This is a genomic window from Micromonospora sp. NPDC093277 (assembly GCF_044765245.1).
Taxonomy (GTDB): Bacteria; Actinomycetota; Actinomycetes; order Mycobacteriales; family Micromonosporaceae; genus Micromonospora.
The window spans coordinates 170,223-196,432 of the sequence record NZ_JBIWJO010000005.1 but is presented as its reverse complement, the minus strand read 5'-3'; the positions used below and the strand labels follow the sequence as shown (position 1 = coordinate 196,432).

Sequence of the window (26,210 nt, the reverse complement as noted above, 5' to 3'; positions counted from 1 at the left end):
AAGCGAACCGACAGGAGCAACACATGAAGCACCGCATCGTCATCCTCGGCGCCGGTTATGCCGGGGCCTTCGTGGCCGGGAACCTGGCCCGCCGGCTGTCCCCGGCGTACACCGAGATCACCGTGGTCAACGCCGAGCCGGACTTCGTCCAGCGGCTGCGGCTGCACCAGCTCGCGGCCGGTCAGGAGATCGAGGCTCCGAAGCTCGCCGACGTCTTCGCGGGCACGGGGATACGGCTGCGTCTGGCCCGGGTCACCGCCGTCGACCCCGAGTGCCAGGTCGTCACCGTGGCCGATGTCGACGGCGGCGGCGAGCTCGGCTACGACACGCTTCTGTACGCCCTCGGCAGCCATGGCGACGACCGCGGCGTCCCCGGCGTGGCCGAGCAGGCCTTCGACATCGCCGCCCGGCCCTCGGCGCTTCGGCTGCGCGAGCGCCTGGACAGCCTGGGCAGGCGGCGCGGAGGCGGGAGGGTGCTGGTCGTCGGCGACGGGTTGACCGGCATCGAGACCGCCACCGAGATCGCCGAATCCCGGCCCGGCCTGTCGGTGACGCTGATCGCCCGCAGCGTGCTGGGCGCCCGGCTCTCCGCCGGAGCCCGCAGCCACCTGCGCCAGGCCTGCGACCGGCTGGGCATCACCGTCCTGGAACACACCAGCGTCGAAGCCGTCGAAGCGACGCGGGTGCTGTGCGCCGACGGCACCGCCCTGGCGTCCGACGCCACCGTGTGGACGGCCGGGTTCGCGGTCAACCCCATCGCCGCCGCCAGCGGGCTGGAGGTCACCGAGAATGGCCAGATCGTCGTCGATCGCACCATGCGGTCGGTCTCGCACTCGAACGTCTACGCCGCCGGCGACAGCGCCTACGCCATCGGCGACAACGGCCGGCCGCTACCGATGTCCTGCGCTTCGGCCGGCTACACCAGCAAGCAGGCCATCGAGGCGATCATGGGACGCCTGACCGTCCGCAAGATCGCGAACACCAAGCTGGTCTACCCGGGCAACCACATCAGCCTCGGGCGGCAGGACGGGATCCTGCAGCTGGTCGACGACGAAGCGCAAGCAAAGCCGAAGTACGTGGGCGGCCGGAAGGCCGCGCGGATCAAGGCGGGCATCCTCAAGATGTCGCTGTGGGCCACCTCGCACCCGACCTTCGGCCTGCCCAAGCGCAAGCGCCGCCTGGCCGCCGCGCCGGATACGTTCGCCGAAAAGGCGCTCGGCGTAGCCGCCTAGGGTGATCCGCGTGGACAGCACCGCCACTGACCGCTTCGACACCAGTCGGTTCGAGGCCAGCCGGAACCGGCTGGCCTCGCTGGCGTACCGGCTGCTGGGCTCCGCCGCCGACGCCGAAGACGCCGTGCAGGATGCGTTCCTGCACTGGCAGGCCGCCGACCGGCAGCGGATCAAAGTGCCGGAAGCATGGCTGACCAAGGTCGTCACCAACCTGTGCCTCGACCGGCTCCGCTCGGCACAAGCCCGCCGCGAACGCACCGTTGGCGCCTGGCTGCCCGAACCGCTCCTCGACGGCGACCCTCATCGGCAATCCCTTGTCGGGCACCGCGACCGCGCCCGAAATGCTGCCCGGCTGGTCCGGCACGCTCGGCCAACTGCTGCCGCCCGGCGCGGGTGGCCGGCTGCTGCGGTCCACCGCCTTCTTCGACGGCCACGGCGCCACCCATTCGATCACCGTCCTGGCGACGTGGCTAATGCTCGGCGTACTGCTGTGTCTTGCCGGCAGCCTGCGCCCACGACGCCCGGTCGCCGACCTAGTGACCACAACCGCGCAGCCAGCCGGACAGGCGACCGTATGAGGTGCAGCGGCGGGGTCACTCGCATCACAGTGCGCCGCCGCTGTCCATGGTTCCGATTAGACGGAGCCACGGATGATGAGCTCGACGGGCATGATGACCCCGGAGGGATCGTCGCCGTCCATGCGTTGCCGCAGGTGCCGGGTGAGCTGGGGTCGTGGCCGTCGCCTGATGCACCCGCTCAGTCGTCGACGGCCTGTACCGCGGCGGCGATCGGCTCGAGCCCCGCGACCAGCTCGTCGAGCTCGTCCGTGCTCAGTACGTCGTACGCCGGCGCCGCCAGCTCGTCGGTGAGGGCCTCGATCCGCTCCCTGGTCTCCCGGCCGGCGTCGGTGAACCCGCCGGCGGCGCTCACGAGGCCGCGGTCGCGCAGCCTGTCGACGACAGCGGCCAGCTGCGCCTTGGGCAGGTGGTGGATCCGGCCGAACTCCTCCGCCCGCATTCCGAGGGAGAGAGCGAGGAGGACGTGGGCCTCGGTGCCGCCGATGCCGTGGGCGAGGAGGGCGGCGTTGTGGCCGTCCCCGCGGTGCTCTCGCAGCAGCGTCGCCGCGTGCCAAAGCCTGGCCACCGGCTCCGCGGGCACGTCGAGCGCCCGGAGTCCGGCGTACAGCGCTCGGCCCTCGGTCGGCGCGCTGACCGCTGCTCGGGTGGCGAGGTCGGCGACCCGCACCAGATCGGGGGAGTCGGCGAGCTGCCCGATCATCTGCCGCAGCGCGGCGGCGCTGCCCCGCTCGCGCACCGCGATCGCCTCCTGCGGAGTGGTCTTTCCCCAGACCCACGGGATGTGGCGCGCCACCTCGCCGTCCGCGAAGTTGTAGAAGACCGCGTGCACCACCGCGGCCGGTGCCAGCCCCAGCGGCGCGGCCCGGCCCGCGAAGTATCCGTCCCAATAGTTGCGCATGCCGATGGCCAGGAACGCCTCGTTCGGCACCTCGGAGAAGGTGACGGTGGCGATCGGCTCGACGAGCTCGAACATGCGGTGGACCGTGGTCTGTGGGTGCGTCATCGGTGGCATCTCCTGTGGTCGTGACAGCGCCTTCGTGGACCGCCTCTCACCGTAGCTACGAACAGCGCGGCCCGGATACGACAACTCCGGTCGACATCAACCCAGCCAAGATCAGGCTTACTCTCATGCCACCAATCGAGCGTTACTGTCGGTAGCCGGCTGGCGGTCGTTGGTTGTGCGCACCAACTTGGGCTCATACTGAGCAGTCACTGGCCAGATGTAGCCGCTCACTTGCTCGCACAGGGGGCGGAGGGGGAAGCAGTTGGCGCGATTGAGCCCAGACCTCGACTACCCCGATGGCGTTATCGGCGACGCCTACTACGCATCAGAATGGCTGGACTGCGAGTGCCATGCCGATTCGCCCGAACGTGATGCAGCGGTTGCTTTGGAAGCCAACCTACGCACCAGCAACCCGTCGGGCATTGACCCCGGGTTGCTCTCGGCTGTGACCGCCACCGTCGTCTGACGTCAGTCAGACCCGAGCGCGCATCCGGATCTGCCGCCGTCCGGGCGTTACTTGGCGTTTCCTGTGTGGGTGACCCTCAACTTCTGTCGGGAACTGTCGGCCGCCGACTGGATCGCCCACAGCGACCTGCCGTGGCAGCAGCTTGTGGGCCTCGGCCCTGCGGGCTTCGACGCCTACGCGCGGCTTCGCTTCCTGCCCGATCCGACACGCCCCGGCCAAAGCGAGAACGACGTCGACGCGGACTGGCCCACCGACCAGCTGCCCACCCTTTTCGAGGTGCTGGCCACCCACACCACGACCCCCGAAGACTGCTACTTCTGCGTCTGGGAAGGCTTCGGCGACGCCGACGTCGCAGCCGACGACGACGCCGTGTACATCGACGAAGAGAACATTGCCGCCCCGCTCGATCGGCCCGGCGGCCAGCCGGGACTGGCACCCACACCCGCTGCCCCGCCCTCGACACCAAGTGCGCCCAAGGTTGTGGTGCCCAACCGCGCGTACTGGTTGTTTCGAGGGCCGTTAGCCGACGTCGGCACCTGGGACACCGCTGCGGAGTGGCCGGGCCAGCGTCGTCTCAGCAACGCCGAGCCGGCATTCGCCTGGCCCGCTGACCACGCCTGGTGCGTGGCCAAGGACGTCGATCCGCACTGGGCCGGAATCGGCGGGACCCGGGCGCTGATCACCCAACTCACCACCGACCCACGCCTCGACGTGGTCCCCGCCGACCCCACCCAAGACCAGCCGCTCTACCGATGAACAGCCCGGTGCTCGGTTGACGAGTGCTTTGCGGGCGGCTGGCAGGGCCTGCCGCGCTCAGGTCGGAACGCACGGGTCTGCCGCCGACCGTGCGTCACGGCGTGTCGCCAGTGCCGCTGGGCGAGGCGTCCGGTCGCGCCCAGTCGAGGGTGTTCGGTCACGGCCGAGAAGAAGTGCGGGCGTGGACCGCGCGACAGCCCGGTAGAAGGCACGCCGCCGGACGGGGCTCGGAAGCAGACACGAGCTGGGTGGCCGGGCGCTGTGGGTCCGGGGGCCACGAGGCGAACGCCTCAGGTGTTCTTGACTGTCTGGCCATCCAGCCATACGCTCACGGCAAAGTTGAACATGTTCAAAAGGGTGCCGGGTGGGGAGGGATTGTGAAGGTCGTCATTCCCGGTGGCACTGGGCAGGTCGGCACGATTCTGGATCGGGCGTTGACTGCGGAGGGCCACGATGTTGTGCTCTTGACACGCTCGCCGAAGGGTGAGGGTCAGCTTCATTGGGACGGCTCCACGCTTGGCGATTGGGCCAAGCAGATCAGCGGCAGCGATGTGGTCATCAATCTGGCAGGGCGCAGTGTGAGCTGTCGGTACACCGCGGAGAACCTCGAAGCCATGATGTGCTCACGTGTGGCGTCGGCGCGGATTGTCGGCGAGGCCATCGCCCAGGCGGCCCGACCGCCCAAGGTGTGGATGCAGATGAGCACCGCAACGATTTATGCGCACCGCTTTGACGCGGCCAACGACGAGTACGGCGGTCTGATCGGCGGTAGCGAGCACGGTGTGCCTGGGTACTGGGCGTACAGCGTCAAGATCGCTCAGAACTGGGAAGCTGCACAGGAGCAGGCGGCAACTCCCCACACGCGCAAGGTCGCACTGCGGTCCGCCATGGTGATGAGCCCCGACCGCGGTGGCGTATTCGACGTGCTGAGCTGGCTTGCGCGGCTTGGACTCGGCGGATCGGTCGCGGGCGGCAGGCAGTATGTCTCGTGGATCCACGACCAGGACTTCGCCCGCGCCATCCGATTTCTGATCGAACGCGACGACCTCACCGGGGCCGTGAACCTAGCCGCACCGGGCCCGTTGCCACATCGAGAATTCATGCGAGAGCTACGTTCGGCCTGGCGGATGCCGGTTGGCCTGCCGGCCACCAGATGGATGGCTGAGGTCGGCGCGTTCGCGATCCGGTCGGACACCGAGCTGCTGCTGAAGAGCCGGCGAGTCGCCCCTGGACGGCTCTCTGATGCCGGATTTACATTCGGCTATCCGCAGTGGCAGGCCGCGGCCGTAGACCTAGCGTCACGACGCCGCCGAGGCTAGCAGCTTCGCGCTAGAGCCAAGGCCGCGAAGCAACCCCCGGACGTCAACGTCGCTGGCTCACCGGGTGGCGATGCGCGCCGTACGCTGATCTGCGCTGTGACGCTGGTCGGAGGTGCGGGGTGACGTTGGAGCAGGTTGTCCGGGCCGTGGAAGGCACGTGTGACGGGGATGTCTACATGCTGGTCCGGGAGTTGGTCGCGAGCGGCGACCGCTCGGCGATCGCACCCGCGCGGGCCGCGCTGGAGCACTACGCTGCGGAGCGTAACTGGTACGGCCGTGACGTGATGGCACAGCTCCTGGCCGGACTGGCCAGCGTCGAAACGTTTCCGCGGCTGCTCGGTCTCTACGCCGACGCGATGCGCCGCGATGACGGCGATGACTGGGACTCTCTGGGCCAGGCGCTGTGTACCGCGATGCGAGCCGACCCGGCCGGCTGCAGGACGGTCCTGTTGCCCATGCTGAGCGACCGTGATCAGCACGTCCGCAGAGCCGCCCTATGGACGATCGGGTACGTCTTCGAGCCCTCTGACATGGCGACTCTGCGGGATGCGCTCGCTGACCCCGATCCGTGGATCCGGTTCACCGCACTCGGCTCCCTCCCGACGGCGAAGGACAATCCGGAGATCTACCACCTCCTCGTGGCGATGCTGCGAGATCCGGACCAGTGGGTGCAGCGCGAAGCCGTGCTCCTGCTGGCATGGTCCGCCCCGCCGATGGTCGTCGACCATCTGATCCCGCTTGCCTCCGATCCGGGCTTTCATGCCCGTTCGGCGCTGGGTGAGGCCATTGGCCGCCGGGCCGCGAACTCCGATCGCATTCCGGCGGCGGCCGCCGCCCTGCGCCAACTGCTGGCCGACCCCGAACCGGCCGTGCGGGTCGGTGCCGTCCGTGGCATCGGCCTGCTCGGGCAGCCGCTGGACCGGCTGGAATCCATGGTGGATGATCCGGACTGGCGCGTCCGTTCCGCGGTCGCGGACGTCTCCGCTCGACATCGACCATCCCGGTGACAGGGTCGCCAGTCGTGAAGGCCAGTCCTCGGCGCCTGGCCCGAGGATGCCTTAGATGGGCGGCTGGTTCTCGCGGTGACGTTGGGGGAGACCTGGCTCGGGCAGTCGATGTCGGGACGTGCTTGAGTCGCCGCGCCAGCAGGAGGTCCGACATCATCCACCGTTGATGCTGGGGGTGGGCGGACCAGGTCCGTGCCGTCGGGCTGCGGATTTTCCTCTTCGTCATCGTCGTCATCGAAGTAGCGCACTACCTGGAGCGTCGCGGTGATGCCCCCCTCCGGGGCATTGATCTCTTCAGCAAGGGCCGCCACGCTGAGTGGAATATTCTGATGGCGATCAACAAGGCCGGCGGCCGTCCCATTGCGGGAGCTGCTTCGAGGAGTGTCTGCAAGGGCGCCGGACGGTGGTGATCTTATCTTGGCGACCGGCGGTAATATCCAAGGCAAGCCCTTCGAAGCCGAGGGTGGTCGCAGATCAGAACGTTCTATTGGCCCGGCTCGAGGATCTGTAACTGTATATGACGCTGGACAGGCTGGTTCCCGAAGAATCACCGGCGCGGGCTGCGGTTTTTGTCGCAGCGTGCGTGGAGCGTGCGATCAACATCGTCTCGTGGGCGGCGGCGCTGGACGGGCGGCCGGATGACGTCGCCGTCTACGTGGAAGCCTTGGAGCTTTTGTGGCATCACGACGTGGATGACGCGCAGGCTTGTCGTGTGAAGATGGCCCAACTCGAGGAGATGCATGAAATGACTGTGGCGGACGAGTTGACCGGACCACCCGCCTACGGGCTGGAGTCGGTGCTGGTGCTTCATTCTGGTCTGGGCGTGGTGGTTGAGCCCACCCTGGCCAATTTAAGGGATTGTTCGATGGCGGCTCGTAATGGGGCTTTGCACTTGGAGGGCCTGATTCCTTCTCAGCACCTCCTCAGCGCGGAGGAACGGAGTCAGGACGAGGACATCGAGGCTCTGCTGCGGGGTGCCTCTGGGGATGAGCTGCGAGACCGGGCCAGGCAGGTCGGTAGGAGTCGTCTGAATCTTGTCCGCTCACAGTTTTGACCCCTACAAAACTCCACTTGTGCTTGACCTTTAATCCGTCGCCCGACCAGGGACAGCGATGCGCGAACGCAGCCGGAGGCCCGATGTTCGCAGTGGACTTCTTCGCGTACCCGCTCAGATCGGTCAACGGCGCACCCGATAGCGCAGGTGAAGCACCCGGTTGCCCTGAATCACCACGTCAGGATCCTCCAACAGGTGCTGCGCGTCGACCGACCCGAAGTAGCGCTTGCCGGACCCGAACACCACGGGTACGACGTCCATGCGCACCTCGTCGACCAGACCCGCGGCAAGCACCTGGCCACCGACGTCGCCAGCGGCGACCTCGACCAAGCGGTCACCCGCAAGCTCCTGCGCCTTGGCCACGGCTGCCTCGACGCCGTCGACGAAGTGAAACGGCGCCTCGGGGTCCCAGCCCTCGGGCTCCGGCCGGTGCGTCACGACGACCACGTGGTCGACCCCGCCCGGAGGCTTCCCGTCCCAGCCGTCCGTCATGTCGAAGACGTGGCGGCCGACGACTGTCGCCCCAATCTGGTCCCAGTACGGCCGGGTGTAGTCGTAGGACGTCTGCGACACCTTCACCTCGCCGCTTTCGTCCAACGGGACGTCACCGCTGGACAACCAGTCGAACAGCGGCCCGGGCTGGTCATTCTCATCCGCGACGAAGCCGTCCACCGACACCGAGCTGTACATGACCACCTTGCCCACGGGACTCTCCTCTGCTTGGGGTGCCCCCAAATTAGCGTGTCGTGAGCTGTCGCTCTTGTAAGAAATCAATCGGCCGGCAGCGGCCAGCTGTCCAGCACATGGCCGGGATGTTCGCGCAGGAACCGCCGCCGGACTTCGACGTACCGGGTCGGCGTGAGCCCGGTGAACGCCCGGAACTCGTGGCCGAAGTGGGCCTGGTCGAAGTAGCCTGCGCCACCGGCGAGGTCGCCCCAGTCGATCGGCCCGGCGGGGTCGATCGCGAACACTGTGGCGGCGAAGCGGTAGGTGCGGGCCAGCCGCTTCGGCGTGACGCCGATGAGCTCCTTGAACCGCCGTGCCAGATGGGTGCTGCTGACGCCGGCTGCCACCCTCAGATCGCCGATCGCCACCGCCCCGCTGGTCGCCGCGATGACGCTGCTCGCATGGCGGACCAGCCCCAGGCCGGCGGTCTCGCACACCCGTAGCATCAGCTCCTCCTCGAGCAGCGTCAGCATCTCGTGCGGTCCGTCCGCCGTGGCCAGCCGGTCTCGCAGCTCAGCAATGGCGGGCCGGCCCCAAACCTGCTCTACCGTCACCGGCCGGTCACACAGCTCGGCCGAGGGCATCGGCAGGTACGGCGCCAGCCCCCACGGCTTGAAGTGCACACCGACGGACCGGGTCCGGAGTGGGTAGCCGAACTCCAACGCGCGGGTGGGCATGGTGACCACGCAGCCGTCGGCGTACTCGGCCGTCTCGATGTCCGTGCCGGCGCGGATGCGGAACGGCGCCCCGAGGTTGACGATGAGCAACGCCGACGGCATCGGCGGCAGCATCAGCCGGGCGTACGGCGGCGCACCCCCCAGGTAGTAGAGGTCGTCGATCAGCCCGTCCAGCGGCGGTCGTGGCACTCTGGACACGTACTCCACGCCCACAGCATCGCCGCCACCGTGTTCGCGATCAACCCCGCCGGCATCGCGCGCCGGGACGGTCCAGCCGCGCTGCCGCCAGCATCGAGCCGACGCCGACCCCGGACGAGCGCCCGGCCGCGGACATCTGCGTGGGATGCGCGTGCTTGGTGAACGATGGAGGATCCTCGGCCCTCCAATTGTCGGCCGTCTCGAACAGCTCCACGGCTCTGCCCTTGGCTTACGCAATCTCGCGAAGTGCATCGCGGTGGCCTCGGCGATCCGGTGACGCAGCATCCGCCCTGCGCCGTGACGGCCGGCCGCGAGCCCTACCGCACGACCCGCCCGACGGCGGCGTTGAAGGAGACCTCCTCGACGGAGGGCCGCGGCTTCGGCGCCTCGTCCGCGTGCCACTGCGCGACGGAGACGACGCCCGGCGGGACCAGCTCCAGGCCTTCCAGCAGATCCGTGAGCTGGGCGCCGGAGCGGGCCCGGAACCGCCCGTCGCGGTTGGCCGCCTCCAGTTTGACGGTCATCTCCGGCGGCATGTACTCCCAGGTGACGTGCGATGCGACCACGTAGCTGCCGGAGGGCAGCGCGTCGATGAGCGTGCGCACGATCCGCGCCGGGTCCTCGTCGTCGCGGATGAAGTGCAGGACCGCGACGAGCATCAGCGCGACCGGCGCGTCGAGGTCTAGGGTGGCCCGCAGGTCCCGGTCGACCAGGATTTTCTCCGGCTCGCGCAGATCCGCATCGATGTAGGCTGTGCGCCCCTGTGGGGTGCTGGTGAGCAGTGCGCGGGCGTGGGCCAGCACGATCGGGTCGTTGTCGACGTACGCGACCCGCGCCGACGGGTCGATGGCCTGCGCCACCTCGTGCGTGTTGTCGGCGGTGGGGATGCCGGTGCCGATGTCGAGGTACTGGCGGATGCCCTGCCGCGCCAGGAATCGCACGGCGCGCTGGAGAAACAGACGGTTCTCCACGGCGGCGAGGCGCACGGTGGGCATCGCGGCCTCCAGTTCGGCGGCGGAGGCACGGTCGGCGGCAAAGTTGTCCTTGCCGCCGAGCAGGTAGTTGTATCGGCGCGCGGGGTGCGCCACCGTTGCGTCGATCCGTGCTGAAGCGTCCTGATCGTCCACCCGGGCCTCCCGCCGTCCTGCCCGACATCCGTCGGGATTCGACACATCGTAGGCGCCCGTCGTGGAGTAACGGCCGTTCGGTCCACTGTTGGGCGGCGGGCGAACGTCAGTTGCCGACGGCAGCGGCGGGTTCGATGGAGAGGTTCTCGGGTGGAGGAAGTCAGCCGAGCCACCGGTCGAACCATGCGCGGGTGCGGCGGAGTACGTCGAGTTGGTGGTTGCGTTCGCGGATCGAGTGGTTCTCCCGGGGATAGACGACGTACTGGTGCTCGACTCCGAACCTGCGTAGCGCGCGGTGGAAGAACTCCGCCTGTGATACCGGAACGTTGGTGTCGTTCTCGCCGTGCAGGATCAGCACCGGCGTGCGGACCTTGGAGGCGTACGAGATCGGGCTGAGCCGGTCGTGGCGGTGTGGACCTGTTCCTTCCCAGCCGCTGCTGCCGCCGAGCGCAGCCTCGAACGGCCCCTGTTCTCCGGTTGCGGTGAGCATTCCCCAGTCGCTGATTCCAGCGCCCATCACGGCGGCCTTGAACCGGTCGGTCTGCCCGACCGCCCAGGCGGCCATGAACCCGCCGTGGCTCCAGCCGCCGATGCCCAGCCGGTCGGGGTCGGCGACGCCGTCGGCGATGAGCAGGTCGATGCCGGCGCAGATGTCGGTCCACTCGTCCAGGCCGACCGCACCAGCGACGCGCACCGCGAAGTCGTGGCCGTGCCCTTGGCCGCCGCGCGGGTTCGGCAGAAACACGGCGTAGCCCGCGGTCGCCAGCCACTGGCCGGACGGGTGCCAGCCGAGCATGAGCCGGTCGGCGTGACGCCCGTACGGGCCGCCGTGGACCAGTGTCACCAGCGGAAATGGCCCGTCCTCGTGGGACCGGCCGGCGGGCAGGATCAGCAGGCCGTCCAGCGTCAGCCCGTCAGATGCCTCGTACGACAGGCGTTCCTGGACACCCCACCGGATGCCGCGGAGTTCGGGCCTGAGATCGGTCAGCCTCGTCAGCGGCCCGCAAGTGGGGCCGGCGTGGACGTTTCCGGGCTCGTAGGACGTGCTGAGCACCGCCGCGACGGCGTCACCGCGCCGGCTCGCGGTCAACGACGTGGCGAGGCCGTCGACCCGGGACACCTCGACGAGGTTGGGTTCGACCGGATCGAGCCGGTGAATCGCGGTATCGAGCCCGTCGGCGACCAGCGCCAGCGGCGGACCGGTGTCGACCTGGACCAGGTTGATCGGACAGACGGTCGTGCCGGCGGTCAGGTTACGGTGCTCGCCCACCGGCCCGTTCACCGGCACGGCGACATCGAGGACCGCGTGTCCGCCCACCAGAGCGGGCGGGGTCTTCGCGACATATGCCAGGTGCCAGCCGTCGTCGGCGGGCCACCAGACGAGCGACGACGCGTCCGCCGCGGCCGGGCCGAGGTCGCGTGTCTCGCCGCTGCCCGAATCGAGGAGGTGGAGACCGGGCGTGACCAGGCCCGGGTCCACGTCGGGGGTCGACCAGGTGAGGACCGCCAGGATTCGGTCGTCGGGCCGCTGGGCCACCTCGACGACATGGCGATCGCCGAACGCATCCGGTGTCCGGACCTCCCGGCTCCGTACGTCGAGCAGCCGCAGCCGGTCCGGGCGTACGCGTTCGCCGCACACCCGAGCGTCGTCGCGTTCCTTTTCCCGGCGTTCGTCCTCAGCGGACGGTTCGTCGGCTGCGATCACCACGACCAGGTCCGGATCGGCGAGTGGGAGGTGCCCGGACACCCCACCGGCCCAGGACGTGACCGCCTCCACAACACCGTCGACCAGCCCCACCCGGTGCAGTTGCGCCGTGCCACGCTCGGCCCGGTCGGAGAGAAAGTAGATCAACAGGGAATCCCCGTCCCACCGCGGCGCTGAATCGTACGCCTCACCCGAGGTCAATCGTCGCGGCGGCCCGGTACCGTCGACGGCGGCGACCCAGAGTTCGCTGACCGGGTGATCACCAGCGCGCCCGACCGGGGTGACCACGTAGGCGACCCAATTGCCGTTCGGTGACAGCGCCAATGCCTGCGGAACACGACCGTCAACCACCAACTGGGCGGTGAGCTGTGTACGGGCCATCGAGGCACAGTATCGATCGACTACTACGGCAACCAACCGCTGCCGCAACGCGCCGTAGCATGGCTGCGGCGTCCCCGCAGGTCGTCCCAATCTCGACCAACCCCGCATGACCAGTCAATCCCATCCGTTGGGCGAGGAAGAGTTCCCCTGCGACCTGACGGGCCACTTCTGGGCTACGTCGGAGTACCGTCCCGAGCTCGATCGATGGGCTTTCAAGATCGTCGACTATCAGAACAACGTCCTACTGAGCGGCATTGCCTTCAGCGAAGGGCAGGCCGCGGCGATCGTCAACGCCTGGGACTTACATGGCCTCGGGAACATAGCCAGCACTCGCGGCTTTGCCGAGGATAGTGAACCCGCCGGAGGAAGGGCGCTATCACGGCGAAGCAGGCGGTCAGAAGACGTAGAAGTTGTAGCTGTAGGGACGGCCTCGGTCGTAGATGGCACGCAACCATGGCTGCCTGACCTCGGGCAGTCGGGCCAGATCGCTGAGGAAGATCTGGCCGTCCGGCGCGAACCGGGAAGCCGGGAGCAGCGCCGGCAGGGCCTCCGGCGGGATCGGGACCGACCGCCCGACCGGCTTCGGGGCTCGGTAAAACGCGAGGTGCCGCCAGGCGTCCCAGGGTAGCGGTACCGGCCTCACCGGCGGGGCCACCGGCCAGAGTTCGCCGGTCTGCGGATGTTTTGGAATGAGGGCGAGGCCGCCGTCGGCGTCCGGAAGGCCGGGCCCGGCCAGAATCAGGGTGCGCTTCGGCCCCGTCCTGCCCGGGCCGGCGAGACGATCGAGAGCGGGCCGGAAGACCTCGGCGACCTGGTGATCCGGGATCGCTATCGGGTCGCCGCCCGAGGCGGCCAGCAAGTGTGCCAGCGCCGAGCCTGCGGCGGCTGCCCACATCGGGTGCCAGCTGCCGCCCGGTTCGGACGGCGGGATACCGGGCCGCTGGTCGATCAGGTCCGCCCAGTCGAGCACCGGGTGCGGGCCGGGATCGTCCTCGATTACGCGGGTGGCCAGCGGGTCCAGCCAGATAGCCTGCCGCAGGCCACAGTCGTCGATCCGGATGGCCACCGGCGTGCCGCAGGTGGCGCAGACCATATTGGGTTCGCCGCCGTCGAGGCCACAGCACGCGGAGCCGCCGACCAGCGCCGGGGCGATGACGGCGCCGCGGACGTCCCCCGGGGCGAGCAACACCTGGCCGACCGGCCCGGCGGAGATGCGGAACCTCGGCGCGTACCAGCCGAGCGCCTCGGCCTCACCGGGTTCAAGTTCGGCCCACCGGCGCCATGGCGAACCGGAGGGCAGCGGATTCACCGCGAACGTGCCGGGTTCCAGTGCCGGGGCGAGCGATCCCGGCCCGTTCCCATACTTCTGGTCCGCGTGGACGGGCAGCGCCACCCTCGACACCGGAACCGTCAGAGTGGCGTCGCAGCTCCTGCAGCCGAAAACCGTCATGCATCCCCCGCGTGTCGACTGAGGTCAATCTAGATCATTGCCGCGCCCGGCCGGTTGCGCTGCGGCCCCGTGCCGCGCGGACCTCGCGCGGCATTCCCGTATCGGGAGGCCGTGCGCCCAGCAGCGCCTGGCAACGAACTCCCGTGGAGCGTCCCGCCTGATGATCTTCCGCCGATCGGACGGTCGTTGACGCCACTCGACCACGCCGGTGAGCGGATGCCTCAGAAGCCCATGGGGTGTGATGATCGGCAGCGATGAACAGCAGTGACGATTCCGCGTCGATGACCGTGGCACTGGGGCGGGTGGTGGTGCCGTCGCGGACTGTCGTGCTGGCCTGCGGCGGGTTTCTCGATCAGTGGGCCGACCTTGGGAAGCCGTTGTCGGCTCGTGCGGTGCGGGCGGCGGATACAGGCGGCGCCCACCTGCGGGACTGGCTCGCCGAGGCGGTCGCCGTGCCGGCCGGCCTCGGAGCGCTGATGGTGACTGCACGGACCCGGCCCGGTACATACGAGGCAATCGACACCATAGCCACTATCGACATCGACCTGAACCTACCCTGGTCGGCGGTGTCAGCCGGAGAAGAACCTGTGATCCTGGGCGATCTGCCCGTGGACCCGTCCGGGATGGTCATCGGTGACGCGGTTGCACTTGACTCATGGGTCGGCTTCCTGCCAGCGGCACGCACTGTCGACGGGTTAGCTGACCTGCGGATCTGGGGCAAAGGCGAGGAAGAGGCTTGGGCGCACTTCGGTGCGCAACCTATTCCGGCGTTCCACACCAACCGCCTGCGCGGCTGGTTGGATCTACCGGTCGAAGTCGCGCAGGAGAGGGCGGCGGCGATCAACCGGTGGGCGGTCGCGCGGGGTCACCACCCACACCTGGCATCCGTCGACCTACACAGCCATCACCATCTCGGATGGCGAGCCGGCTGGCAGGATCCCCTCGGCGTCGGAGTGATCGAGGTAGCCGGCTGCCCGATCCTCTGTGCCGGCTGGGCACCGAGCGAACTTCAGCGATTCAAAGCAGGCAGGTCTTTTGGACAGGTGTACCCACTGAGTCTTCAGCACGTCGCGGGCAAGGCCGTACTACGGTGGAACATCCCACCCGCCGCCACCGAAGTCCGATGAGTGCGCCAATCAGCGCTACGAAACGACGCTGATCCTGCGCGATCATGCCGCCGACCGGGTGCGGTGGCCCGTTGCCCTTGGCGACAGCCCGTGACGTGGAACCCTGTGTCGGCCGTGTCCTGAGCTGCCGACGGCAGCGCTTATCGCTGACAATTGCCCGGTGATCGCATTGCCACATGGGCCCTCCGGCTTGTCGAGGGCCACCTGGACGGACGCCGACCTGGCGAACATGGGATGGCATGACTGCCGAGTCCACGCGGTCAGCATCGGCGAGTACGTGGACGATACGCTCCCGCCCGCCAGGTTGTTGCTGGACCTCGACTACATCGTGCGTTGGGTGGAGCCCGTCCGGCGTGAGCTGCCGTTCACCTTCTGGATCGCGCCGGCGACGCTCGTGTTCGAACGGGCCTGGAACATCACCGGCCAGATGGGGCCGCTCCACGAGGTCATGGAGATCGCTGACGTGCACCGGCTTGATCCGCTGGACGGCGGCCCCGACCCGCTATGGCATATCGAGGGCCAGAACTTCGATTTACAATTTCGTGCGCACGGGTACATCCAGTATCTCCGGCTGCCGCCGCAGCGCACCGCTCGGCAGGTCCTCGCCATGAGTGAGCGCGGCGGAATCAGTTTCGCCGAGCAGTCGTTCGCATAGCGCTGGCGGGTCGTTGGGGCCGGACCGCCGTCCCGGGCAGGCCCGGATCAGCGGTACGGTTTCCGGCGTGCTTCCCGACGTCACGCGACCGTTGGTCTTCATCGACATCGACGGCGTGCTCATTCCGTTGCAGGCTCGGTCAGCCAGCACGCGGCCGCGTTCACGCTTCGGTGCGGGAGGCGATCCCGGCGGCACCGGCAATCCGCTGTTGGAGCGGCTCGATTCAGGTGACGGCGAGCGACTGCTCGCGCTGGCGGGTGAACTGGTCTGGGCGAGCACTTGGATGGCGGAGGCGAACGAGGTGGTGGCGCCTCGGCTTGGCCTTCCCGCTCTGCCGGTCATCGACTGGCCGGATGACGACGAGGAACCACAGCGTGGCGTGCACTGGAAGACCGCACCATTGACGCGATGGGCGGCGGGTCGTCCGTTCGTGTGGCTCGACGACGAGACCACCGACGCCGACCAGAAATGGGTCGACGCGCACTACCCACGGCCAGCGCTGCTGCATCGCGTCGATCCGTACCGGGGACTCACCCGCACCGACCTTACGGCGGTGTCCCAATGGCTGAGGCAACATGACAGAGCTGATTGATCGCCTGCGCGCTCCTGCCGCGACGTGCGCGGCAGGAGTAGCGAGGATGACGTCCGCAGCCGGATCAGGGATCGTGATGCGGTGACGTTCGCGGACGACATGAGCGACGACGAGAACTGGACGGGTGGCTTCTACGAACTCTGCCTGGTTCTCGGCGCAGCCGACGATGACAACGTCGACCGGGCCCTACGGTCCCTGTGGCGCGCCGTCGGCGTCCAGGGCTGCCATGTTCGTCGGGCCGACGGGACCGGGTTCGCGGAGGTCGAGCTTGGCGTGGCCGCTCTCCACGAGCATGGTCACTTACGCGGAACGCTGACGCTGCCCTCGGGCGCCCGGGTCGTCTGCGGCGGGTTCCTGTCCCGGTACGAGAGCGTGGATACATTGGAGCTTTACCTGCCACTGGGCGCGTTGGCCCGAGCCGACCGCCGCATCGGTGGCTACCCCTTCGACGAATCCAGCGGCGTGAAATCGTTGACGTGGCGTAGCGCGCTGGACCGGTGGTTGGCTGACGTTGCTCTTGCTGTGTACGGCGATGTGCCGTTCCACCGCGCGCTCATCGGCTTCGAGATCGATGAGGACCGCGACATCGCCGCCAACCGACGGTATGCCGCGGTCTTAATGTCCTGCGTGGACGGCTTGGAGTACCGCCCCGCCGACGCCTGAAGCACGGTGGGTCGGCGAGTTGTGGATCCGGGTCGTGCACCAGGAGCCTACAAACCTATGATCACCAACCCTGGCGGCGGCGACAGAGACCGTCAGCTGCGGTTGGAAGGATTCGAAGCCCCCAGCCTCGGCATGGTCGACGGAGAAGTTCGTGGTGGTTGTCGAGGTCGTAGGAGCGCCTGAGCTTGTTGATCATCGCGACGCGAGTCGATGTGGCTTCGGGCTGGCTGTCGTGCGTGATCTCCGCGACCGGCGAGCGCCGGTAAGTACCGAGGAGGACGAGCTGCCTGAACGCTCGTGCTGTGATCTGTCAGTGACCGATCGCTCCTGAATCGACGATCCGGTCGTTGCAAACGCGAATCGGGTCGGCTTGCGGTCCAGCGCCGGCGGCGACCGTGCGACAGGCGTAGGAGCCGACGGCGGCCATCTTCCACAGGTATCCGATGACCTGCCGTACGTCGGTCCGTAGGTTCGGTTCGACCATTGTGGCGACTGGCCCGTGTCTATGCCGACGAGGGGGACCTCGAGCCGCTGGTCGACGGGTGGTGTGGGGAGGAGGAGCACGCAGATGCGAAGAGGGAAGCTTGCCGGGCGCGGCTCGGTGCTGGCCTTGGCGGTCGTGGCCGCCGGCCTGCCGGCGACCGGTGCCCTGGCCGGGCCGGGGGCCGACGAACGCCCGGCCAGCGCGCAGTGGTCGTACCCGGAAGACTGCGCGCAGTGGTCGTATCCAGAAGACCCCGGGTTTGTCGCCACGAGTCCAGGGGAGCTAGACGCCGCTAAAGCCAGTTGGGAAACGCCGGAATATGGTTTTTATACCGGCCATAATCCTTCTACTCCTGGCACGGCGGTTAATTCCCCTTGGCAGCTCGCCGCGGTAAACGCGTCCACCGCCTACGCCCTGGGGTACTGCGGGCAGGGCGTCACGCTGGGCATGATGGATTCGGGCTACAGGCCTACACACGAAGCATTTCAGACCGAGCGGATCGAGTCGGTGACAGGGGAGGGTGTCTACGGTACGTCCGGCTACGGGTATCGTGGCGCGACCCCGACGAACCCTTTTACTGCGGGCGAGTGGTTCACTGTGGCCGGTGATCAGGCGAGAGCAAGTGACTACTCGCACGGGACCGGTATGCTTGGCGTCACCTCCGGCGTGCGCGATGGTGTAGACCAGCACGGCATCGCCTTTGGATCGAAGATGTTTGTTGCCAAGACCGGCGGTTCCGATAGCCAGTCCCACGGCCCCTTCCACGATTACGTGTACTGGTATACGGCCAATAAGGCCCTGGTCGACGCGGGCGCTCAGGTTATCAACAGCAGCTGGGGCTCTTATGTTCAGACTCTTGACAGAGCCCGCTATGACGGCTTGGGAAACGACCTTGGAGTCAACGGCAACCTCGCCAACGCTTACCAACTGCCTGGCAAAGACAGCGCCAGCGCCACGGCAATGGCGACCATTGTCCCCAACGAGTACCTGAAGGATCTCGAGTACCAGTACTTCTTCTTCAAGAAAAGCTATTCGGAAGGCGGCATTCAATACAATCCGAACTACCCCGGACGTTCCTTTATGGACGCCATCTGGGACGCCATCAAGGACAGCGGTGCCGTCAACGCAAGGTCGGCCGGCAACAACGACTGGAGCAACCCGTACTTTCGCCCGGCGTATCCCCTCTTCAATCCCTTGGCGGAAAAGCAGTGGGTAGCGGTCGGCGGGGTGCAACCGCCCACTGCGACCAATCCCGAATACACAAAGCAGTTCGGGTACAACGAGGCGGGGCTCGCCAAGTGGTGGAACGTGTCTACCCCTTCAAACAACGTTCGGACCACGAGCAGCGGTGGTGACACCAGCTATTCGAACTCAAGCGGCACGTCACCGGCGACGCCCGTTGCGACAGCGGTGATGGGGGTTCTGCTCTCCCGCTATCCGAACATGGACGCCAAGCAGGTGCGTGAGCTGATGTTCACCACGGCGAACAACAAGATGTCCGACGGCGTGAGATTCCTCGGCACCGGGCAAACCTCCCCGTCCGGAGCATCCATCGCCTGGACCGCTCCCGACGGTCTTCCGGACGAACGCTGGGGCTGGGGGATTCCCGATCTGGCCAAGGGCATGTACGGCCCCGGCCAGCTCCTGAGCCCCATGACCTACAACATGGATAAAGCGCCCCTGGACGTCTGGTCGAACGACATCAGCCAGATCGCGATCAAGCAAAGGGAAAAGGAAGATCTGGAGTGGCTGGCGGGCTACAAGGAGCAAGGCGTTGCCTACGCCGGTGAATTCAGCCCCAACGTGCTGAACCGGGACGGCACGCTTGACAAACATGCCTTCATGCTTCAGGGCATTTTGGGTGATCCCCACATCCAAGCTATCACTAACGGCCATCCCGAGTTGTACGACAAGATCACCTATGAGGACGCCGTCAAGTGGCGCAAGGAATGGATGGACGAGCGCGCGGCCTACATTCAGAACAACATCGACAACAACCTCTACACGGCTTCTCTCACCAAGCAAGGCCCCGGGACGCTGATCATGACGGGCGACGACACCTACGAGGGCGGCACGACGGTTGAAGGCGGTAAGCTTTCGATCACCGGCTCGCACGCAAGCTCGATCGACGTCAAGGGCGGCACGCTCGGCGGCAGTGGCAGCGTGGGTGACAGTGTGACCGTCACCAGCGGCGTGCTGCGGCCCGGGCTCGCGTCCGACGAGGCCGCGCAGCTCACCGGCACCTCTGCGGGCAACGTCCTGAACGTCGGCGGGAACGTGACCGTCGGCAGACAGGGTCGTGTCGCCGTCACCATCTCCGGCGACCGGGACTACACGAGCGTCCGGGCGGCGGGCAAGCTGGTGCTGGACGGCGAGCTGGACCTGGACGTGCGGGGCAAGCTGACCCCGGGCACCGTGTTCACGATCATGAGCGGTAGCTCGATCAAGGGCGCCTTCCACGCGTTGCCCGAGAACCGGGCCCTGAACGCGGGCGGTTACCTGTTCCGGGTGTCCTACAAGAACAACAGCATGACGCTGACCGTCATGCACCCGGTGCCGAACAACGGCAAGTAGGCCGTGACCTGCGGCTTGACCATGGTCGAGTCGAGGTGAAGGGACCGTGAGGAAAGGTGGGCCGCGACGCCGAGAGATCGGCGTCGCGGCCCACCAATTCGTCCGGCCCGCCCCGTGCCCTCATTCCGTGGCGGCCGGCGGAGCAGGCGCCCACAGGGCGGGCACCGCCGGCTCGGAGTCGGCCACCCATCTCGGGTGGGCGTCGACGAACGCGTCGACGGTGTCGTCCCGGACCGCTTGCATCAGTCGCAGGCTGGTCGGGCGGTCAGACACCGGCGAGGGTGAGCAGCCGGTCCATCTCGGCCACGGGCAGGGTCGCTGCGGCGGCTGCCGCGTGCGCCACCCACTCGCTCGGATCTGCGAGCAGGGCGCGACGTGCGTGGATTGGAAGGTTGGGATGCCCGGCGGCGGCGCGGCGAACCGCGTTGTCGGGGTCGGTGGCCAGGCGTTCGGTCAACTCGACGGGCAGGTCCAGGTCCCGGGGTGCCAGGCACCGCATCCGCGGATCCGGGTCGGTGGCCAACCGGCGCAGGGTCTGCGGCGGGAACGTGAACAGGTCGGCCGGTCGCCAGCGTGTTCTCTTGTCCGGCCGGAACTCACGGTCGATGCGCTCGGCCGTGGCGGGGTCAACCAGCTGCGGGGCGTGCGTGGCCATGGTCGTGCGTACGCCACTGTCGTCGTCGTTGAGCAGCTGGATGACCGCGTCGGCCGGCAGCGTCCGGTTGCGTGCCGCGGAGCGCCGGAAGCAGATGTACGGCGAGGACACGTGCGGCATCGGGTCGGTGGTGACCCAGTCCAGCCGCAGGTAGCGCAGCTCGGCGACGGCCATGTGGTCCTCGAACTGCTGCAGCAGCGCATGGTCGTCGAGTTCGTCGTCGGGCAGGTCGGTCAGCGGGCGATCGCCCTGCTGGATCTGCGTATAGATCCGGTGGCGTACCGGTTCGGGTGTGTCCCGGCGGCTGAAGACACCCACGCGTACGTTCGCGCTGGGATCCTCGGCGAGTAGGTCCCGTAGTGGTGGGGGGAGCTGCGGGTGCTCGGCGGCCTGGCGGCGAACCTGGTAGTCGGGGTCACCCGCCAGCCGTGCGGCCAGTTCCGGGGCCAGGACTGCGTGGCGTACGGCCCCGGCGCGGGAGATCGGGTCGGCGAGCAGTCCCGCCACGAGGTCGGGCGGCGGCACCGGGTGCGGCAGCCGCGCGTAGTAGGTCGAGCAGGCAGCCGCGCGGACCTCGTCGACGGGGTCGGTGAGCAGGATCCGTCGGACCGCGTCGGGGGCCTGCGTCCACCACCGCGCGAGCGTGGCCCGGATCTTCGGGTCGGGATCGTGGGCGAGTCGGGCGAGTAGATCGGTCGGTATGTCGTCGCGTTCGGCGAGGTATTCCCGTACCCGCGTGTCCGGATCGTCGATGAGTCGCTCGTGCAACTCGCGCGGTGCGTCACGGGCGCCCGCGGCCAGGGCAGCCCGGATGCCGGGATCGGTATGGGCGGCCAGCCGCATCCGGACGGCGTGCGGCAACTGGCCGTTGAGTGCGAGCGAGTGCAGCAGCCAGTGGTGGCCCGAGGCGAGGATGTCCTCGATCATGTCCGGGGTCAGGTCGGCGCGTTTGGCGACGTGGCCGAAACCGTGCCGGTAGCGCACCAGCCGGCGGACCAGCCCGGCCGGCAGCGCCGGGTTCTCGGCGAGACCGTCCAGTACCTTCGTCAGGTGGACCGGTGTCGGCGCGTCATCAGCCATCCGCCGCCCCTCTCCGCATCCGTTGCGCCGTCACCGAGTCTGGCATGTTCAGCACAGGCGGGCCCGCCCCGGGTTGGTTAACTCCGCGTTACCAAGCCAGTCGAACCTGCTGACGAACGCGAGTTTGTAGACCTGGGAGGCCTGCGCAGCATCGACGTACCAGGCCCGCCGGGATGATCAGGTCGGCCGGCAAACCGTCGTCGGGGACCGGGATCGTCACCTCGCGTGTCCTTATCTTCTACCTCCGCAACCGCCGGCGGGTCCACCGCCGGCCGCGCCCCGCATACCCTGCCGGTACCTGCGCTCACCTGTTGCGTTGACACCGGCGGCAACCTTTACCGTGGCGACCAGGGCGAACGAGGGAGGTCGGATGCTGATCGGTGAGCTGGCCGAACGCGCCGGCACCAGCACCCGCACGTTGCGGTACTACGAGACCCGGGGGCTGGTACGACCGCGCCGCTCGGCGAACGGTTACCGGGTCTACGACGAGGCGGAGCTTCGCGTCGTACACGAGATCCGGGCGCTGCTGGCGGTGGGCTTCGACCTCGACGACATCCGGCCGTTCGTGGCCTGCCTGCGGGCCGGCCACAGCTCCGGCGACGTCTGCCCGGACTCGGTCGCCGTGCTGCGCCGCAAGCTGGCCGAGGTGGACGACTACCTCGACCGCCTCGGCACGGTACGGCGACAACTGCATGACCAGCTCGCCCGCGCGATCGCCGATCGGGAGGAAAATTGCCTCAGGATACGCAACAGACCCAGCTGACCGTGGTCACCGACGAGACCTTCGCCGCGACGGTGCTGGCCAGCGCCCGGCCGGCGGTGGTCGACTTCTGGGCCCAATGGTGCCCACCCTGCCGTGCCGTGTCCCGGCACCTCGCGGAGCTCGCCGAGGAGTTCGGCGCGGCGATGCTCTTCGCCACGCTCAACACCGACGAGAACCCGGTGACCACCCGGGCGTACGGGGTGCTGTCCCTGCCGACCCTGCTGGTGTTCCGGGACGGCGAGGTAGTCGGTTCGATCGTCGGTGCCCGACCGAAGAACCACCTCCGGCTGAGCTTCGCCCGCCACCTGGAGCCCTGACCGCCGGATCCCCGACCGCCGGTACCCCTGGCGGCCGGGGCCTCCGGCGTCGCGGCCCCGAGCGTCGCGGCCACCCGACGGCTCCTACCTGGCGTTGATCTACCGGCCCGGGCTGTGCGCCGAACGCCGCCGCCGGCCGGCGCAGACCGTCATTGCCGGCGGCGCGGTCCCCGACGACCTCGCCCGCCTGGTCCAGGCCATCGACTACACCGTGCCCGACCGTAACCGCTATCCACGACGGGCTGGTCTTCGCTGGTCTTCACTACCACGGTGAAGCAATTCCTTTAGGTCACCTGATCCTCCGAAGGATGCCCCGGCCTTCAGGCCGGGGAGGAATTCGGACTCCGTCAGGAGTGGCCCGGCGCCCGGGTGGCGAACCTGCGCCGCGACGGCCTGCACAAGCTCACCACCCGACTGACCCGCAGGTACGGCACGATCGTGGTCGAAGACCTCAACGTGGCCGGCATGCTGCGCAACCGGCGCCTGGCCCGACACGTCGCCGACGCCGGGTTCGCCGAGATCCGCCGACAGGTCGGGTACAAGGCCGAATGGAACGGCGGTCGGCGGATCTTGGCCGACCTGTGGTACCCGTCCTCCAAAACGTGTTCGGGCTGCGGCGCAGTGAAAGCCAAGCTGCCGCTGCGCGTGCGGACCTACACCTGCAACTTTTGCGGCCTCGTCCTCGATCGGGACCTCACCGCCGCACGCAACCTCGCCGCGACCGCGCGCGATGAGACCACCGCCGGGAGTGGCCCGGTGGCAGGACGTGGAGCCGACCATAAGACCCGCTCCGGCGGGCAGGTGGCTGTGAAGCGTCAACCCGGCACCGCCCAGGCGGGTAAGGCCGGGACCGCCCCACCGCAAGGCGGGGCATACCAATCAGCCGCTCACTAGAGCTCACTGAAAGGTAACGGTACGGACAGCCCTACCGCCGAATGGGTGGGCAGCCGCAGTGACCTTTGTCGACCGCGGCACCACAATCGGGTGTCATGGCGAGCCAACGTCTGTCCTCGAGTCAGTTGCCCTCCGCGGTGTGCTTGATCGCCGGACCGGTCCTGTTCACCGCAGCCGACTTCTTCTGGGTCGGCGACGCTGAGTACGGCTTGGTCGCCGGCACGCTGCTGGTGCTGGGATCGGTCGCCTGGATTGTCGGCTTCGCCGGGATCGCCGCGGTGATCCGACGAGACGCACCGCGGATCGCCGGCTGGGGCATGGTGCTGGCAGCCTACGGCGCCGTCTGTGGTGGCGCGGCCTTTGGCCTGCAGGGCGTCATGAACGCCATGTACGGCGTCGGCCACCGCGAAGCCCTGGACCGCTTGGGCGATCATCCGCTGGTTGCCAACGTGATCTTCTGGATCGGCGGGCCCGCGTTCCCGCTCACGCTGCTGCTCCTCGCGATCTACCTGCTCGTCAGCCGCCGAGTCCCGCTGTGGACCGGGGTAATGCTCGCCGCCGGCGCCGTCCTCTTCCCCGCCGCCCGGATCCCGCGCATCGAACTGGTCGCGATCGCCGTCGACCTGCTGATGCTCGTCCCCGCCGTCTACCTCGCCGGCGTCATCACCCGCCACGATGATCTCCCGCGGCGCCGTGGCATGCGCCCCGATAGATCGATACCACGGACGCCATAGACCGCACCTCGCGGCGGAAGACGATACCGGCAGCACGGTAGGCGTAACCCCGGCACCGGACTTTAGAGCCACTCATCGGTGAGCCGAAGCGATCATCAGCTGGACGCCAGCCGGCCGTCGGGTGCACTCACGTCGGTATGACCGCGCTCCTCGCGGCAGATCCGCTCCTTACGGCAGCCTGGGACGAGCGACTTGAGCGGTCGGTGCCGCCGTGACGGTGTGCGGGAAACGTGTGAGTTTTGTGCCGACGAAGACGAGCCATGCGGCGAACATTGCCTGCGCGATCGAGCGATTAGGGGACCGGTGAGCCACGGGTAGGCCCCGGCGATCTGCAGCGCGCCCGCCGCGACCCCGAAGGCTGCGGCCGTACGGCCGAAGGTTCCTCGCCGCATCGTGAGTGCGAGCATGATCAGTGCGGCGCCCAGCAGCAGGGTGACCTCGTGGGCGCCACCGTAGTAGCGGGACACGACCAGCGCGACGGTGGCCGGATCGTTGGTGTCGATGCCGTAGACGGGGTACATGAGCCGCCCGCGGATGATGGCCAGCGTGAGGATGATCGGTACGGCGGCCGCGAGCACGGCGCAGCCGAATGCGGCCCATGGCCGTTGGGGTCCGTCGAGGCTTCGGTAGAGCGCGAGCACCGCGGGGATGAGCAGCAGGCCGCGAAGGCGAGGGTCTCGTTGGTCAGCGTCAGCGAAAGCTGGTGCGACGTCATCCATGCCAGCAGTTGGGCTCCTTTCTGGAGTACATCAACTGGGCGGCGGTGACCCTGGGCGGACACGACCCCGTCCGGCTCGTGATGATCGCGTCTCGGACCGGCCTGGTGCAGCTGCAGCTGCAGCGGCCCGGAACGGTGCGGCTGTTGACCTGAGGTGGGCGGTCCGCCGGGCCGTTGACCTCGAACGGCAGCCCGATCGACGCCAGCCGGAGCGCATGCCAGTCGTGCTTCCACACCTCTTCCACGGCCCTTGCACCAGCCTTGCACCACGGCTCGGCAGGGTGTTCCTCAGAGGTAGCACGGTGCTCCTCGGGTATGTCGGGAGGCTCGGATGAGGGGAATCATCGAGGGCGTGGGCGGCCGGTTGCTGGCCATGTTCGTGCCCAAGATCAATGCGTCGGCGGGCTGCGGCAGCTGGCCTTCGTGCTGGCAGTGCATCAGCCGGTGTGGGAGGGCGTTGCCCTGCGACGCCTGCACCGTCGGGGAGATCGACCAGCCCGGTGAGTGGATCCTGTGCAAGGGCTGCTGACCAACTGAGGCTGCAGGGCGACTGATCGCTGTCGCCATGCGGCTTCCTGCCTCCGGCCGAGGCCGCAAAGCCGATGCTCCGATGTGGGATCCACGGGCGGAAACGGGTGGTCGAGCCTCGGCCGGGGCGGCCAGGCGCCAACGAGTCGAAGCGAAGGGAACAGCGATGCACTATCTGGCCATCACCGTGCGGTGCGCGATCGGGCTGGTATTCCTGGCGTCCTCGGTCGGCAAGTTATGGGGACGGGGTGCGTTCCCCGCCTTCGTCTCCTCTCTGCGCGGCGTCGGACTACTGCCGCGACGCCTGGTCCGTCCGGCCGCGATCGTGCTGGTGGTGGTGGAGGGTGCGCTGTGTGCGGCGTTGGCGGTGCCAACGGGGCTCGTTCCCAGCCTTGCGCTCGTCGGTGCGGCCCTGCTGCTCGGGATCTTCACGGTGGGGGTGGGAATCGCGGTACAACGGGGGACCGCGAGCAACTGCCGATGCTTCGGCGCCACCACCGAGAGACTCGGCCGCAGGCACATCGTCCGCAACATTCTGCTCACCGGCCTGGCGACGGGGGGAGCCGTCGCGGCGTTCGCGCCGGTCGCGTCACCACCCGGCTCCCTCCGGTCGGCGGGGCTGGTGCTCGCCGGCTTCGTCGGCCTGCTGCTGGGCTTCCTGGCCACCAGATCCGACGATCTGGTGGCCTTGTTCCGCAGGGTCGACCACGATCCGCGACTTACCACCCACAGTCGTTGACTACTCTT

Annotated in this window: 27 protein-coding genes and 1 pseudogene; 19 read left to right on the top strand and 9 right to left on the bottom strand. The window is 68.2% G+C overall.

From position 1 onward, the window contains the following. Positions 1–23 precede the first annotated feature (23 nt). From ACIRG9_RS13390 to ACIRG9_RS13380, 3 genes and pseudogenes are all read left to right on the top strand, one after another. Positions 24–1,232 (top strand): NAD(P)/FAD-dependent oxidoreductase, encoded by a 1,209-nt coding sequence (locus ACIRG9_RS13390; RefSeq protein WP_402854599.1) that lies wholly within the window; start codon positions 24–26, stop codon positions 1,230–1,232. A 10-nt stretch (positions 1,233–1,242) separates the two neighbouring features. Then, positions 1,243–1,533 (top strand): annotated as a pseudogene (locus ACIRG9_RS13385) (sigma factor); the annotation flags it as partial. Positions 1,534–1,546: 13 nt separating this feature from the next. Next, positions 1,547–1,810: a hypothetical protein gene (locus ACIRG9_RS13380; RefSeq protein WP_402854597.1), complete on the top strand. Its 264-nt coding sequence runs from the start codon at positions 1,547–1,549 to the stop codon at positions 1,808–1,810. 178 nt (positions 1,811–1,988) lie between these two features. Here the strand turns inward: ACIRG9_RS13380 and ACIRG9_RS13375 are convergent, their stop codons facing one another. Next, positions 1,989–2,783: a MarR family winged helix-turn-helix transcriptional regulator gene (locus ACIRG9_RS13375; RefSeq protein ID WP_402854596.1), complete on the bottom strand. Its 795-nt coding sequence runs from the start codon at positions 2,781–2,783 to the stop codon at positions 1,989–1,991. A 301-nt stretch (positions 2,784–3,084) separates the two neighbouring features. Here ACIRG9_RS13375 and ACIRG9_RS13370 point away from each other — a divergent pair, with 301 nt between their 5' ends. The 5 genes from ACIRG9_RS13370 to ACIRG9_RS13350 all read left to right on the top strand — a co-directional run bounded on the left by ACIRG9_RS13370 (position 3,085) and on the right by ACIRG9_RS13350 (position 7,415). Then, positions 3,085–3,279 (top strand): hypothetical protein, encoded by a 195-nt coding sequence (locus ACIRG9_RS13370; protein WP_402854595.1) that lies wholly within the window; start codon positions 3,085–3,087, stop codon positions 3,277–3,279. 69 nt (positions 3,280–3,348) lie between these two features. Next, positions 3,349–4,035 (top strand): hypothetical protein, encoded by a 687-nt coding sequence (locus ACIRG9_RS13365; protein ID WP_402854593.1) that lies wholly within the window; start codon positions 3,349–3,351, stop codon positions 4,033–4,035. A 377-nt stretch (positions 4,036–4,412) separates the two neighbouring features. Further along, on the top strand, positions 4,413–5,354 hold the full coding sequence (locus ACIRG9_RS13360; RefSeq protein ID WP_402854591.1) for a TIGR01777 family oxidoreductase: 942 nt from the start codon (positions 4,413–4,415) through the stop codon (positions 5,352–5,354). 119 nt (positions 5,355–5,473) lie between these two features. Beyond that, entirely contained in the window at positions 5,474–6,361 is an 888-nt protein-coding gene (locus tag ACIRG9_RS13355) for a HEAT repeat domain-containing protein (protein WP_402854590.1), read from the top strand. Positions 6,362–6,878: 517 nt separating this feature from the next. Continuing rightward, complete coding sequence (locus ACIRG9_RS13350) at positions 6,879–7,415, top strand: hypothetical protein (protein ID WP_402854588.1); 537 nt, start codon at positions 6,879–6,881, stop codon at positions 7,413–7,415. Between the two features lie 123 nt (positions 7,416–7,538). Here the strand turns inward: ACIRG9_RS13350 and ACIRG9_RS13345 are convergent, their stop codons facing one another. From ACIRG9_RS13345 to ACIRG9_RS13325, 5 genes are all read right to left on the bottom strand, one after another. Beyond that, positions 7,539–8,120 carry a dihydrofolate reductase family protein gene (locus ACIRG9_RS13345; protein ID WP_402854586.1) on the bottom strand — a complete coding sequence of 194 codons (582 nt, stop codon included), beginning with the start codon at positions 8,118–8,120 and terminating at the stop codon, positions 7,539–7,541. Positions 8,121–8,185: 65 nt separating this feature from the next. Then, positions 8,186–9,025, bottom strand: coding sequence for a helix-turn-helix domain-containing protein (locus ACIRG9_RS13340; RefSeq protein WP_402854584.1), 840 nt, complete (start codon positions 9,023–9,025; stop codon positions 8,186–8,188). A gap of 308 nt (positions 9,026–9,333) precedes the next feature. Then, positions 9,334–10,143, bottom strand: coding sequence for an SAM-dependent methyltransferase (locus ACIRG9_RS13335; RefSeq protein ID WP_402854582.1), 810 nt, complete (start codon positions 10,141–10,143; stop codon positions 9,334–9,336). Between the two features lie 160 nt (positions 10,144–10,303). Continuing rightward, a complete protein-coding gene (locus ACIRG9_RS13330; protein ID WP_402854580.1) occupies positions 10,304–12,229 on the bottom strand; it encodes a S9 family peptidase in 1,926 nt (641 codons plus the stop codon). Positions 12,230–12,623: 394 nt separating this feature from the next. After that, the gene (locus ACIRG9_RS13325; RefSeq protein ID WP_402854579.1) at positions 12,624–13,679 is read right to left on the bottom strand and encodes a hypothetical protein; all 1,056 of its coding nucleotides are present in this window, start codon (positions 13,677–13,679) and stop codon (positions 12,624–12,626) included. A 254-nt stretch (positions 13,680–13,933) separates the two neighbouring features. Between ACIRG9_RS13325 and ACIRG9_RS13320 the strand changes: the two genes are divergently transcribed. From ACIRG9_RS13320 to ACIRG9_RS13300, 5 genes are all read left to right on the top strand, one after another. Next, the gene (locus ACIRG9_RS13320; protein WP_402854578.1) at positions 13,934–14,806 is read left to right on the top strand and encodes a hypothetical protein; all 873 of its coding nucleotides are present in this window, start codon (positions 13,934–13,936) and stop codon (positions 14,804–14,806) included. A gap of 160 nt (positions 14,807–14,966) precedes the next feature. Next, positions 14,967–15,461: a hypothetical protein gene (locus tag ACIRG9_RS13315; RefSeq protein WP_402854577.1), complete on the top strand. Its 495-nt coding sequence runs from the start codon at positions 14,967–14,969 to the stop codon at positions 15,459–15,461. A 67-nt stretch (positions 15,462–15,528) separates the two neighbouring features. Then, entirely contained in the window at positions 15,529–16,053 is a 525-nt protein-coding gene (locus tag ACIRG9_RS13310; protein ID WP_402854576.1) for an HAD domain-containing protein, read from the top strand. Between the two features lie 81 nt (positions 16,054–16,134). Continuing rightward, positions 16,135–16,716 (top strand): hypothetical protein, encoded by a 582-nt coding sequence (locus tag ACIRG9_RS13305; protein WP_402854574.1) that lies wholly within the window; start codon positions 16,135–16,137, stop codon positions 16,714–16,716. A 568-nt stretch (positions 16,717–17,284) separates the two neighbouring features. Beyond that, entirely contained in the window at positions 17,285–19,774 is a 2,490-nt protein-coding gene (locus ACIRG9_RS13300) for a S8 family serine peptidase (RefSeq protein WP_402854572.1), read from the top strand. A 120-nt stretch (positions 19,775–19,894) separates the two neighbouring features. Here ACIRG9_RS13300 and ACIRG9_RS13295 read toward each other — a convergent pair whose 3' ends face one another. Both ACIRG9_RS13295 and ACIRG9_RS13290 read right to left on the bottom strand, forming a co-directional pair. After that, positions 19,895–20,017 carry a hypothetical protein gene (locus ACIRG9_RS13295; protein ID WP_402854571.1) on the bottom strand — a complete coding sequence of 41 codons (123 nt, stop codon included), beginning with the start codon at positions 20,015–20,017 and terminating at the stop codon, positions 19,895–19,897. A gap of 22 nt (positions 20,018–20,039) precedes the next feature. Further along, positions 20,040–21,509, bottom strand: coding sequence for a hypothetical protein (locus ACIRG9_RS13290; RefSeq protein WP_402854569.1), 1,470 nt, complete (start codon positions 21,507–21,509; stop codon positions 20,040–20,042). 370 nt (positions 21,510–21,879) lie between these two features. Here ACIRG9_RS13290 and ACIRG9_RS13285 point away from each other — a divergent pair, with 370 nt between their 5' ends. The 4 genes from ACIRG9_RS13285 (at position 21,880) to ACIRG9_RS13270 (ending at position 24,217) form a co-directional block, all read left to right on the top strand. Beyond that, the gene (locus ACIRG9_RS13285; RefSeq protein WP_402854567.1) at positions 21,880–22,272 is read left to right on the top strand and encodes a MerR family transcriptional regulator; all 393 of its coding nucleotides are present in this window, start codon (positions 21,880–21,882) and stop codon (positions 22,270–22,272) included. After that, the gene (locus ACIRG9_RS13280) at positions 22,242–22,589 is read left to right on the top strand and encodes a thioredoxin family protein (RefSeq protein WP_402854566.1); all 348 of its coding nucleotides are present in this window, start codon (positions 22,242–22,244) and stop codon (positions 22,587–22,589) included. The genes ACIRG9_RS13285 and ACIRG9_RS13280 overlap by 31 nt, the downstream gene beginning before the upstream one ends. 369 nt (positions 22,590–22,958) lie before the next feature. Continuing rightward, the gene (locus ACIRG9_RS13275) at positions 22,959–23,483 is read left to right on the top strand and encodes an RNA-guided endonuclease TnpB family protein (RefSeq protein WP_402854564.1); all 525 of its coding nucleotides are present in this window, start codon (positions 22,959–22,961) and stop codon (positions 23,481–23,483) included. Positions 23,484–23,578: 95 nt separating this feature from the next. Then, a complete protein-coding gene (locus ACIRG9_RS13270) occupies positions 23,579–24,217 on the top strand; it encodes a hypothetical protein (RefSeq protein WP_402854562.1) in 639 nt (212 codons plus the stop codon). Positions 24,218–24,312: 95 nt separating this feature from the next. Here the strand turns inward: ACIRG9_RS13270 and ACIRG9_RS13265 are convergent, their stop codons facing one another. After that, the gene (locus tag ACIRG9_RS13265) at positions 24,313–24,936 is read right to left on the bottom strand and encodes a hypothetical protein (RefSeq protein WP_402854561.1); all 624 of its coding nucleotides are present in this window, start codon (positions 24,934–24,936) and stop codon (positions 24,313–24,315) included. 330 nt (positions 24,937–25,266) lie between these two features. Between ACIRG9_RS13265 and ACIRG9_RS13260 the strand changes: the two genes are divergently transcribed. Together ACIRG9_RS13260 and ACIRG9_RS13255 are read left to right on the top strand one after the other, a co-directional pair. Further along, positions 25,267–25,464 carry a hypothetical protein gene (locus ACIRG9_RS13260; RefSeq protein ID WP_402854560.1) on the top strand — a complete coding sequence of 66 codons (198 nt, stop codon included), beginning with the start codon at positions 25,267–25,269 and terminating at the stop codon, positions 25,462–25,464. Positions 25,465–25,629: 165 nt separating this feature from the next. After that, on the top strand, positions 25,630–26,202 hold the full coding sequence (locus tag ACIRG9_RS13255) for a MauE/DoxX family redox-associated membrane protein (protein ID WP_402854558.1): 573 nt from the start codon (positions 25,630–25,632) through the stop codon (positions 26,200–26,202). Positions 26,203–26,210: the final 8 nt, after the last annotated feature.

Coding starts and splice junctions, on each gene's coding strand:
- ACIRG9_RS13390 (WP_402854599.1), top strand. CDS start 24: ATGAAGCACCGCATCGTCATCCTCGGCGCCGGTTATGCCGGGGCCTTC.
- ACIRG9_RS13375 (WP_402854596.1), bottom strand. CDS start 2,783: ATGTTCGAGCTCGTCGAGCCGATCGCCACCGTCACCTTCTCCGAGGTG.
- ACIRG9_RS13350 (WP_402854588.1), top strand. CDS start 6,879: ATGACGCTGGACAGGCTGGTTCCCGAAGAATCACCGGCGCGGGCTGCG.
- ACIRG9_RS13330 (WP_402854580.1), bottom strand. CDS start 12,229: ATGGCCCGTACACAGCTCACCGCCCAGTTGGTGGTTGACGGTCGTGTT.
- ACIRG9_RS13325 (WP_402854579.1), bottom strand. CDS start 13,679: ATGACGGTTTTCGGCTGCAGGAGCTGCGACGCCACTCTGACGGTTCCG.
- ACIRG9_RS13320 (WP_402854578.1), top strand. CDS start 13,934: ATGAACAGCAGTGACGATTCCGCGTCGATGACCGTGGCACTGGGGCGG.
- ACIRG9_RS13300 (WP_402854572.1), top strand. CDS start 17,285: ATGCGAAGAGGGAAGCTTGCCGGGCGCGGCTCGGTGCTGGCCTTGGCG.
- ACIRG9_RS13295 (WP_402854571.1), bottom strand. CDS start 20,017: ATGCAAGCGGTCCGGGACGACACCGTCGACGCGTTCGTCGACGCCCAC.
- ACIRG9_RS13290 (WP_402854569.1), bottom strand. CDS start 21,509: ATGGCTGATGACGCGCCGACACCGGTCCACCTGACGAAGGTACTGGAC.
- ACIRG9_RS13285 (WP_402854567.1), top strand. CDS start 21,880: ATGCTGATCGGTGAGCTGGCCGAACGCGCCGGCACCAGCACCCGCACG.
- ACIRG9_RS13270 (WP_402854562.1), top strand. CDS start 23,579: ATGGCGAGCCAACGTCTGTCCTCGAGTCAGTTGCCCTCCGCGGTGTGC.
- ACIRG9_RS13265 (WP_402854561.1), bottom strand. CDS start 24,936: ATGGATGACGTCGCACCAGCTTTCGCTGACGCTGACCAACGAGACCCT.
- ACIRG9_RS13260 (WP_402854560.1), top strand. CDS start 25,267: ATGAGGGGAATCATCGAGGGCGTGGGCGGCCGGTTGCTGGCCATGTTC.
- ACIRG9_RS13255 (WP_402854558.1), top strand. CDS start 25,630: ATGCACTATCTGGCCATCACCGTGCGGTGCGCGATCGGGCTGGTATTC.